The 10616-nt window shown below is 66.3% G+C and carries 8 protein-coding genes; 2 read left to right on the top strand and 6 right to left on the bottom strand.

Annotation, left to right across the window (positions count from 1 at the left end):
* The 3 genes from ACFXGJ_RS22220 to ACFXGJ_RS22210 form a co-directional block, all read right to left on the bottom strand.
* On the bottom strand, nt 1–3215 hold a 3215-nt coding region (locus tag ACFXGJ_RS22220; protein ID WP_378624909.1), incomplete at its 3' end, for a beta strand repeat-containing protein.
* A gap of 188 nt (nt 3216–3403) precedes the next feature.
* On the bottom strand, nt 3404–5407 hold the full coding sequence (locus tag ACFXGJ_RS22215) for an Ig-like domain repeat protein (RefSeq protein WP_378624906.1): 2004 nt from the start codon (nt 5405–5407) through the stop codon (nt 3404–3406).
* Nucleotides 5408–5593: 186 nt separating this feature from the next.
* Nucleotides 5594–6169, bottom strand: coding sequence for a TetR/AcrR family transcriptional regulator (locus ACFXGJ_RS22210; RefSeq protein ID WP_378624903.1), 576 nt, complete (start codon nt 6167–6169; stop codon nt 5594–5596).
* A 57-nt stretch (nt 6170–6226) separates the two neighbouring features.
* On the opposite strand from ACFXGJ_RS22210, the gene ACFXGJ_RS22205 reads away from it, so the two are divergent.
* Nucleotides 6227–7369 (top strand): acyl-CoA dehydrogenase family protein, encoded by a 1143-nt coding sequence (locus tag ACFXGJ_RS22205; protein WP_378624900.1) that lies wholly within the window; start codon nt 6227–6229, stop codon nt 7367–7369.
* A gap of 184 nt (nt 7370–7553) precedes the next feature.
* The gene (locus ACFXGJ_RS22200; RefSeq protein WP_378624898.1) at nt 7554–8006 is read left to right on the top strand and encodes a decarboxylase; all 453 of its coding nucleotides are present in this window, start codon (nt 7554–7556) and stop codon (nt 8004–8006) included.
* Nucleotides 8007–8047: 41 nt separating this feature from the next.
* Here ACFXGJ_RS22200 and truA read toward each other — a convergent pair whose 3' ends face one another.
* From truA to ACFXGJ_RS22185, 3 genes are read right to left on the bottom strand one after another with little or no spacing between them, the layout of a single operon-like run.
* Nucleotides 8048–8923: a tRNA pseudouridine(38-40) synthase TruA gene (gene truA / locus ACFXGJ_RS22195; protein ID WP_378624912.1), complete on the bottom strand. Its 876-nt coding sequence runs from the start codon at nt 8921–8923 to the stop codon at nt 8048–8050.
* Between the two features lie 2 nt (nt 8924–8925).
* Complete coding sequence (gene rplQ / locus ACFXGJ_RS22190) at nt 8926–9471, bottom strand: 50S ribosomal protein L17 (protein ID WP_378624896.1); 546 nt, start codon at nt 9469–9471, stop codon at nt 8926–8928.
* Between the two features lie 34 nt (nt 9472–9505).
* Entirely contained in the window at nt 9506–10570 is a 1065-nt protein-coding gene (locus ACFXGJ_RS22185) for a DNA-directed RNA polymerase subunit alpha (RefSeq protein WP_142100190.1), read from the bottom strand.
* Between the last annotated feature and the right edge of the window lie 46 nt (nt 10571–10616).

The raw sequence follows: 10616 nt of genomic DNA, 5'->3' as shown, positions 1-10616 counted from the left end.
CCAGCCGACGCGAACGTCTGCGACAAAGTCGCCACACCGTTCACCAGCGTCACCGGACCACCAAGATTCGCGGCACCATCCTTGAACTGCACCGTCCCCGAAGTCGGAGCCGGGGTGACCGTCGCCGTCAGATCGACAGCCTGACCCGTCGACGCGGTCGCGGGCGCGGTCACCGACGTCTGCGTCGCCACATCCGGAACCGACACCGCGATATTCGCCGCAGCCGACGTCGAACCCGAGAATCCGGCAGCACCGGAGAACACCGCAGTGATGCTCTTCGCACCAGCAGCATCGAACGCATGCGACAGAGTCGCCTCACCGTTCACCACATTCACCGGACCACCAAGGTTGGTGCCGCCGTCCTTGAACTGCACCGTCCCCGAAGTCGGAGCCGGCGACACCGTCGCCTTCAGATCCACGGCCTGACCGGTCGACGCCGTCGCCGGAACTGTCACCGACGTCTGAGTCGCCACATCCGGCACCGACACGGCGATGTTCGCCGGAGCCGACGTCGAACCCGAGAATCCGGCAACACCCGAGAACACCGCAGTGATGCTCTTCGCACCCGCAGTGGCGAACGTGAACGGCAACGTCACCGAACCACCCGCCGCATCAACCGGCGCACCGATGTTGGTGTCGCCGTCCTTGAACTGCACCGTGCCACCCGACGGAGCAGGCGTGATGACAGCCTTCAGATCCACCGACTGACCCGTCGACGCGGTCGCGGGAACAGTCACCGACGTCTGCGTCGCCACATCCGGCACCGACACCGCGATATTCGCCGCAGCCGACGTCGAACCGGTGAAGCCGGCAGCACCGGAGAACACCGCAGTGATGTTCTTCGCACCAGCCGCATCGAACGCATGCGACAGAGTCGCCTCACCGTTCACCAGGTTCACCGGACCACCAAGGTTGGTGCCGCCGTCCTTGAACTGCACCGTCCCCGAAGTCGGAGCCGGGGTGACCGTCGCCTTCAGATCGACAGCCTGACCGGTCGACGCGGTCGCGGGAACAGTCACCGACGTCTGCGTCGCCACATCCGGAACCGACACCGCGATGTTCGCCGCAGCCGACGTCGAACCCTGGAAACCGGCAGCACCGGAGAACACCGCAGTGATGCTCTTCGCGCCAGCCGTCGCGAACGTCTGCGACAACGTCGCAACACCATTGGTGAGGTTCACCGGACCACCGATGTTGGTGCCACCGTCCTTGAACTGCACCGAACCACCCGACGGAGCCGGGGTGACCGTCGCCGTCAGATCCACCGACTGACCCGTCGACGCGGTCGCGGGAACAGTCACCGACGTCTGAGTCGCCACATCCGGAACCGACACCGCGATGTTCGCCGCAGCCGACGTCGAACCCGAGAATCCGGCAGCACCGGAGAACACCGCAGTGATGCTCTTCGCACCCGCAGCATCGAACGCATGCGACAGAGTCGCCTCACCGTTCACCAGCGTCACCGGACCACCAAGGTTCGCGGCACCATCCTTGAACTGCACCGTCCCCGAAGTCGGAGCCGGGGTGACCGTCGCCGTCAGATCGACAGCCTGACCCGTCGACGCCGTCGCCGGAACAGTCACCGACGTCTGCGTCGCCACATCCGGAACCGACACCGCGATGTTCGCCGGAGCCGACGTCGAACCCTGGAAACCGGCAACACCCGAGAACACCGCCGTGATGCTCTTCGCGCCAGCCGTCGCGAACGTCTGCGACAACGTCGCAACACCATTGGTGAGGTTCACCGGACCACCGATGTTGGTGCCACCGTCCTTGAACTGCACCGAACCACCCGACGGAGCCGGGGTGACCGTCGCCGTCAGATCCACGGCCTGACCCGTCGACGCCGTCGCGGGCGCGGTCACCGACGTCTGCGTCGCCACATCCGGAACCGACACCGCGATATTCGCCGCAGCCGACGTCGAACCCGAGAATCCGGCAACACCCGAGAACACCGCCGTGATGCTCTTCGCGCCCGCAGTGGCGAACGTGAACGGCAACGTCACCGAACCACCCGCCGCATCAACCGGCGCACCGATGTTGGTGTCGCCGTCCTTGAACTGCACCGAACCACCCGACGGAGCCGGGGTGACCGTCGCCGTCAGATCCACCGACTGACCCGTCGACGCGGTCGCGGGAACAGTCACCGACGTCTGAGTCGCCACATCCGGCACCGACACCGCGATGTTCGCCGCAGCCGACGTCGAACCCGAGAATCCGGCAACACCGGAGAACACCGCAGTGATGCTCTTCGCACCCGCAGTGGCAAAGGTCTGCGGCAGAGTCGCCACACCGTTCACCACATTCACCGGACCACCAAGATTCGCGGCACCATCCTTGAACTGCACCGTGCCACCCGACGGAGCCGGCGTGACCGTCGCCTTCAGATCCACCGCAACACCGGTCGTCGCCGTCGCCGGAACAGTCACAGAAGTCTGAGTCGCCACATCCGGCACCGACACCGTCACGTTCTGCGCCGCCGACTGCGAAGCATCCGCAACCCCGGTCGCCAGGTACTTCGCCACCAGCGAATGCGCACCCGCAACAGGAGTCCACGAATACGTCGCCACACCGTTGTTCAACGCGCCAGTGCCCAATTTCGTAGCACCGTCGTAGAACTCGACGACGTCACCGTTCGCACCACCGGTCACCGTCGCCGACAACGTCGTCGCCTGCCCGACCTGCGCACCCGACACCGCCGCCAACGTCGTCACCGACACGTTCTTGCGAACCGTGATTGCCGGACCCTTGTCCGGGTAGTTACCCGAACCCAAGGTGCCGCTGTAGTACAGCGACGACGACAGCGCAACGCCCCGAGCACAGTCCGCACCGACCTTGTACGAGAACTCGTACGTCCGCAGATTCGGCGAAATGCTCGGATACAACGCCCAACTGCCCGTCACCCGCGCGAAATCGGGACCCTGACTCTCCAGATTCTGCGCAGAACCGTCCACCTTCGCCGACCCCGCAACATACGTCAGGCACGTCGGGTGCACATCCTTGACCGCCTGGATGTACTCCACGACCCCGCCCGTGCGATCGAACACGTTCTTCACCGTGATCGTGTCACCCGCAGCCGGATTCACCTCAGAGATCGTGCGCGTGATTCGCTCGCTGCCGTCGTCCCAAGTCACCGACCCGGACGCAGCCGAAGCCACACCACCACCAATACCCAAACCAACCGCGACAACAGCGACAGCGCTCGGCGCCGCCACCCACCGCCGCATCATCGGACGAGACATGCAGATCCTCCGTTGTATCCGAACACGCGCTCGGCGAGCGCCGTGGAACTTCTACATCTGTTGGGCGCGTTCAGGACCAGGGCACGAACGATCCAGCGCGCATATCGACCAACGGTCCGCTCAGATTCTCCCGGGGAGAACCTGAGCGGACCGGCTTCACATCAGGAGGAGCCGAACATCGACCCCAGAGAACCGGTGCCACCACCGTCACCGGGAGCCGCAGCCACCTCGACCACAGACTTCGCCGACGTCGACCCCGCAAAACCAGCCGCACCCGAATACACCGCAGTGATGTTGCGCGAACCCGCCGCAGCAAACGCATGCGACAACGTCGCCTTCCCATCCACCACAGCCACCGGCACACCGATCGGAGTGTCACCATCCTTGAACTGCACCGTCCCCGACGCATTCGCCGGAGCGACAACAGCCTTCAACTCAACCGCCACACCCGCAGTCGCCGACGCAGGCACCGTCAACACCGTCGACGTCACCACATCAGTGGGCAACGGCTCCGACACCGACACCGACACCGACTGCGACGTCGAACCCAAGAACCCCGCAGCACCCGAGAACACCGCCGTGATGCTCTTCGAACCAGCCGACGCGAACGTCTGCGACAACGTCGCCACACCACCGACCACGTTCACCGGACCACCGATGTTCGTGCCACCGTCCTTGAACTGCACCGTGCCCGACGCATTCGCCGGCGACACCGTCGCCGACAAGTCAACCGCCACACCAACCTTCGCCGAACCCGGCGCAGCCACCACAACCGTCGTCGCCACATCCACAGGAGCCGGATCAGAAACCGTCACCGTCGACACCGCCGACGTCGAACCCAGGAAACCAGCAGCACCCGAGAACACCGCCGTGACACTCTTCGCACCAGCCGACGCGAACGTCTGCGACAAAGTCGCCACACCGTTCACCAGCGTCACCGGACCACCAAGATTCGCGGCACCATCCTTGAACTGCACCGTGCCACCCGACGGAGCCGGCGACACCGTCGCCTTGAGATCCACGGCCTGACCGGTCGTCGCGGTCGCCGGAACAGTCACCGACGTCTGAGTCGCCACATCCACCGGAGCCGGATCAGAAACCGTGACGGTCGACGCCGCCGATGTCGAACCCGTGAAACCGGCGACACCCGAGAACACCGCCGTAATGCTTTTCGCGCCAGCAGTGGCGAAGGTCTGCGGCTGAGTCGCCACACCGTTCACCAGCGTCACCGGACCACCGATATTGGTGCCACCGTCCTTGAACTGCACCGTGCCACCCGACGGAGCCGGCGACACCGTCGCCTTCAGATCCACCGCAACACCGGTCGTCGCCGTCGCGGGCACAGTCACCGAAGTCTGGGTCGCCACATCCGGGACCGCCACCGTCACGTTCTGCGCCGCCGACTGCGACGCATCCGCAACCCCGGTCGCCAGATACTTCGCCACCAGCGAATGCGCACCCGCAACAGGAGTCCACGAATACGTCGCCACACCGTTGTTCAACGCGCCCGTACCCAACTTCGTAGCACCGTCGTAGAACTCGACGACGTCACCGTTCGCACCACCGGTCACCGTCGCCGACAACGTCGTCGCCTGCCCGACCTGCGCACCCGACACCGGAGCAAGCACCGTGGTCGACACGTTCTTACGAACCGTGACCGCCGGACCCTTGTCCGCGTAGTTCCCCGCACCCAACGAACCGCCGTAGTACATCGACGACGACAGCGCAGCGCCCCGAGCGCAATCCGCACCCACCTTGTACGAGAACTCGAACGTCTGCGACTTCGGGTTGATGTTCGGATACACCGGCCAGTTACCGGTCACCCGCGCGAAATCGGGGCCCTGACTCTCCAGGTTCTGTGCGGAACCCGACACCTTCGCCGACCCCGCGACATACGTCAGGCACGTCGGGTGCACATCCTTGACCGCCTGCAACCACTCGACCACACCACCAGTGCGCTCGAACATCGTCGACATGGTGATCACATCACCCGCAGCCGGATTCGCCTCGCTGATCGTGCGAGTGAACTTGCTGCTGCCGTCGGTCCACGTCACCGACGCCGGCGCCGCCGAGGCGACACCGACCCCGGCGGACACCGCGAACCCGGCCGCAACAGCCACCGCACTGACACCGCCGACCACACGCCCCATCATCGGACGAGACATACACACCCTCCATCTGCCCTGGCCGCACCCGTACCGACCAAAACAGGTGGCAAAATGTGCGAAAGTCACGTCACCTTAACCAACGCGTAGCCACTCCGTGATTGAAATTGCCGAATCAACTAGACGATTGTCCAGACTTGTTTCCGCAGTTCACGACCCTCGGCGCGTCGCTCGGCGTGTCTAGTGTCAAACGGAAAGACCGTGGGTGACGAGCGCGGCGAGTTCGGCGTAGGCCTGGGCGTCGTCGAGGCCGGTGGCCTCGGCAACCTGCCTGCACTGGATCCGGACCATCGTCGAGGTGACGACATCGGCCGCGAACTCCGCGTGCACATCGCGGAACTCGCCGGCATCCACGCCCTCGGCGATGAGTTCCTGCACTCGACGGGCCGCGAACCGCGTGTTCCGTTCGTAGACCTCGCGGACAACCGCGTTCGCGGCGAGGTCCTCCATGAATCGAGCAGATGCCGGTCGCAGCTGCTCGCCGACCGCGTCCAGATAGGCCCCGATCCGCACTCGGGCACCGACGGCCCCCGCCAGCCGCGACTCCACACGGTCGGTGGCGCCGCGGAAGAAGTGGACGGTGGCCACCCGCACCAGCTGCTCCTTGCTGTCCGCGAGCGCATAGAGCGTCGACTTCGAGCACCGCAGCCTGCCGGCGATCGCGTCGAGAGTGAGATGAGCGAAGCCGTCCGCGAGCAGCAGGTCGACGAGTTGGTCGAGCAGCTGCGCGCGACGGGCCGCGCCGCGCACCTGGGTTGCCATACACAAAACTGTACTGCAGTATCGTTACCAGTATCGTTTCTCTCGGAGGAGTGTCCCGTGCCCGTCGAACGCCTGCTGCCCAGCCAGGAAGCCCACGACCTCATCGACCTTGTCCGCGACGTCGCGGACAAGGTGCTCGCCCCCAAGGTCGACCAGCACGAGAAGACCGAGACCTTCCCCGAGGGAGTGTTTCCCGCACTCGGCCAGGCGGGATTGCTGAGCCTGCCGTACCCAGAGGAGTTCGGCGGCGGCGGCCAGCCCTACGAGGTCTACCTGCAGGTGCTCGAGGAACTCGGTGCGCGCTGGGCCGCGGTCGCGGTCGCGACCAGCGTGCACAGCCTTTCCTGCTACGCACTCGCCACCGCGGGCACCCCCGAACAGCAGAACAGGTGGCTGCCGGACATGTTGAGCGGCAACATGATCGGCGCCTACAGCCTGTCCGAACCGCAGGCCGGTTCGGATGCCGCCGCGCTCATCTGCAAGGCCACCGCCGTCGACGGCGGCTACCGGATCAACGGCTCGAAGGCGTGGATCACCAACGGCGGGCGCGCGGACTTCTACACCCTGTTCGCGCGCACCAGCGACGAGGGCTCGCGTGGAATCTCCTGCTTCCTCGTCGACCGCGCCACCGAGGGCCTGAGCTTCGGCAAGCCCGAGGAGAAGATGGGGCTGCGGGCCGTCCCGACGACGTCCGCGCACTACGACGACGCCTTCGTCGAGCAGGACCGGATGATCGGCGCACCCGGGCAGGGACTTCCGATCGCGTTCAGCGCCCTGGACTCCGGCCGCCTCGGCATCGCCGCTGTCGCCGTCGGGCTGGCGCAGGGTGCGCTGGACGACGCCGTCGCATACGCCAAGGAACGCAAGGCCTTCGGCAAACGGATCATCGACCACCAGGGCCTCGGGTTCCTGCTCGCCGACATGGCGGCCGCCGTGGACTCGGCTCGGGCGACCTACCTCGACGCGGCGCGCCGGCGCGATGCCGGGCTGCCGTACTCGCGCCAGGCCAGCGTCGCGAAGCTGGTCGCAACCGACGCCGCGATGAAGGTGACCACCGATGCCGTGCAGGTGTTCGGCGGCTACGGCTACACGCAGGACTTCCCCGTCGAGCGGTACATGCGCGAGGCCAAGATCACCCAGATCTTCGAGGGCACCAATCAGATTCAGCGTCTGGTCATCGCGCGGTCGCTGGCAGGCTGACCAGTTGGTCGCGGCGGACGGGGTGGTCTGCGCCGGACCGAGAGTGTTGACGCGGCGTCAGGATCGAGCGAGGCCTCGTCAGGGACGCGTCAAGATCACCCTGTCCACGGACGGGCGGAGGTATCCCTGATCTGCCGGCTCCCTGCCGAGTGGGCGGGTGCCAGTCTGGTCCGAGGAGGTATCGATGAGCTTCCAACTGCATCGCCGCAACCACCGCTCGACCGGTCGTCGGCTCGGGCAGAACACATTGGTCCATGTGCCGGTTCAGGCCGACGCCGAGACTCGGCGCGCGATCGGCCGAGAGCTCGCCGAGGTGATCGAGCAACCGAATCTCGCCCTGGTCGGGCTGTGCTACACCCACATGGGCGATGCGGCCGATCGGCGGGGCATCGGCGCAACGATCGATCTCGTGATCTCGTTGATGGAGCAGGTCCGGCGCGAACACGGTCTGATCCTGTGCGAGTTGGTGATCGAGATCGCCCACCGGCCCGCCGGCCACGAGGCCGACCTGATCGAGTCGGTGGACGAGGCTCTCGACGCCGCGTGCGCCGTCTACCGGTTCCCGCGGCCCAGCGTCACCTTCATGACCAAGCCCGCAGTGCTCGCCGAGGCGTGTGCGGCCCAGCGCGCTGGCTGAGTCCCACGACCGGCGCCGAATGTCGGCAACACCCGGGCAACTCAGTCGCCGCAGCAGCCGCCGGGAACCGAACGGACCTCGCGGGTGGCGGCATTGCGGGCGGCCAGGTCCCCGTCGGCCGGGTAGTCGACCCGGACCAGGCTCAGCCCGTGCGCGGGCGCGACGAGCACGGAGCTGGACCGCTCCCGCTCCTGCAGCAGCGCGACCGTCCATTCCGGTGTACGACGACCCTCCCCCACCGCGATCATCGCGCCGACGAGGCTACGGACCATCGACCAGCAGAACGCGTCCGCACTGACATAGGCCGTGACGATGTCGGCCTCGCGTGACCAGTCGAACCGCTGGAGTTCGCGGATCGTCGTAGCGCCCTCCTTGCGACGGCAGAACGCCGCGAAGTCGTGCAGGCCGATCAGGCCTGCCGACGCCGCCCGCATCGCGTCGAGGTCCAGGTCCTTGGGCACCGACACGGTGTCGCGTGCCCGTAACGGTTCGGCGCCGTAGCGCGCGGTGGTGATCCGGTACTCGTAGTGCCGGCGGATGGCGGAGAAGCGGGCGTCGAACTCGGCCGGCACCGCGGTGACCGCCTTGACCCGCACGTCCGGCGGCAGGAAGCGGGCGAGCCGACGCACGAGACGCTCCGGTTCGGCGGGCGCCGCCGCGGCAGACACATCGAAGTGTGCGACCTGACCCGAGGCGTGCACCCCGGCATCGGTGCGGCCGGCGACGGTCAGCGTGACCGGCTCCCGCAGGATCGTCGAGATCGATTCCTCGAGCACCCCGCAGACCGTGCGCAGCCCGGGCTGGCGGGCCCAGCCGGAGAAGTCGGTCCCGTCGTAGGTGATGTCCAGTCGAAAGCGAACGAACCCGCCGGCCCGGGAAGGGACGGCGGGTTCGTTGCGAGGTTCTGACGCGTTCAGCGTTAGTCCTTCTTGGCCTCGTCCGCGTCGGCGGCGGTGGCGGTCTCGTCCTCGACGGCCTCCACAACTGCCTCTGCGTTCTCGACCTCGGCCTCGGTCGCCTCGGCCTCGACGGCCTCCACGACGTTCTCGGCCGGAGCCTCCTGCGAAGCCTTCACGCGACGCGCGCGGTCGGCCTCGGAGGTGACGGTCTGCTCCTTGACGAGCTCGATGATCGCCATCGGAGCGTTGTCACCCTTGCGGGGGACGGTCTTGATGATGCGGGTGTAGCCGCCGTTGCGCTCCGCGTAGAACGGACCGATCTCCGCGAACAGGGTGTGCACGACATCCTTGTTGCGGATGACCTTCAGCACCTCACGACGGTGGGCCAGGGTGCCGGCCTTCGCGTGCGTGACGAGCTTCTCGGCGTAGGGCCGCAGGGCCTTCGCCTTGGCCTCGGTGGTGGTGATGCGACCGTGCTCGAAGAGCGCGGTGGCCAGGTTGGCGAAGATCGCCTTCTGGTGCGAAGCCGACCCGCCGAAGCGGGCACCCTTCTTGGGCTTGGGCATGATGAATCTCCTAGTAAGGACCCAGTGAGCTGGTCTACAGCTGTTCGGTCTCGGCGTAGTCCTGGTCGTTGCCCTCGGTGTCGCTGAAGGCGCCGGCGTCGGTGTCGCTCCACGTTCCGGTGGCGGCGTCGTAGCCGGCAACGGTGGTGGGGTCGAAGGAAGCCGGGCTGTCCTTCAGGGCCAGGCCGAGCGAATGCAGCTTGACCTTCACCTCGTCGATGGACTTCTGACCGAAGTTGCGGATGTCCAGCAGATCGGACTCGGTGCGACCAACCAGCTCGCCGACGGTGTGCACACCCTCGCGCTTGAGGCAGTTGTAGGACCGGACGGTGAGGTCCAGATCCTCGATCGGCAGCCCGAAGGACGCGATGTGATCGGCCTCGGCGGGCGAGGGTCCGATCTCGATGCCTTCTGCTTCGACGTTCAGCTCACGGGCCAGGCCGAAGAGCTCAACCAGGGTCTTGCCCGCCGAAGCGAGCGCGTCCCGAGCGGTGATGGAGTTCTTGGTCTCCACGTCCAGCACGAGCCGATCGAAGTCGGTGCGCTGCTCGACGCGGGTGGCCTCCACCTTGTAGGTGACCTTGAGCACCGGCGAGTAGATCGAGTCGACCGGGATGCGGCCGATCTCGGCGCCGGACGCCTTGTTCTGGACGGCGGGAACGTAGCCGCGACCGCGCTCGACGACGAGCTCGATCTCCAGCTTGCCCTTGTCGTTCAGGGTTGCGATGTGCAGATCCGGGTTGTTCACCGTGACGCCGGCCGGGGGAACGATGTCGCCTGCAGTCACAGCGCCGGGGCCCTGCTTGCGGACGTACATGGTGACCGGCTCGTCCTCTTCGGAGCTCACGACCAGGCCCTTGAGGTTCAGGATGATGTCGGTGACATCTTCCTTCACGCCGGGAACGGTGGTGAACTCGTGCAGGACGCCGTCGATGCGGATGCTGGTGACAGCAGCGCCGGGGATCGACGACAGCAGCGTGCGGCGAAGCGAGTTGCCGAGGGTGTACCCGAAGCCGGGCTCAAGGGGCTCGATGACGAACTTCGAGCGGTTGTCAGCGATGACCTCTTCGGTCAGCGTGGGTCGCTGAGAAATGAGCATTGTTTTCCTCCTGTACGGACGTCCGCTATTTGACGCCCAGATGGAT

This window comes from Rhodococcus sp. NPDC059234 (assembly GCF_042754225.1).
Taxonomy (GTDB): Bacteria; Actinomycetota; Actinomycetes; order Mycobacteriales; family Mycobacteriaceae; genus Rhodococcus_G.
The sequence above is the reverse complement of the archived record's forward strand: the minus strand, read 5'-3'. Positions and strand labels throughout refer to the sequence as shown.

What these genes read in the sequence shown, in the direction of transcription:
- ACFXGJ_RS22215 (WP_378624906.1), bottom strand. Translation starts at nt 5,407, where the DNA reads ATGTCTCGTCCGATGATGGGGCGTGTGGTCGGCGGTGTCAGTGCGGTG.
- ACFXGJ_RS22185 (WP_142100190.1), bottom strand. Translation starts at nt 10,570, where the DNA reads ATGCTCATTTCTCAGCGACCCACGCTGACCGAAGAGGTCATCGCTGAC.
- ACFXGJ_RS22210 (WP_378624903.1), bottom strand. Translation starts at nt 6,169, where the DNA reads ATGGCAACCCAGGTGCGCGGCGCGGCCCGTCGCGCGCAGCTGCTCGAC.
- ACFXGJ_RS22200 (WP_378624898.1), top strand. Translation starts at nt 7,554, where the DNA reads ATGAGCTTCCAACTGCATCGCCGCAACCACCGCTCGACCGGTCGTCGG.
- rplQ (WP_378624896.1), bottom strand. Translation starts at nt 9,471, where the DNA reads ATGCCCAAGCCCAAGAAGGGTGCCCGCTTCGGCGGGTCGGCTTCGCAC.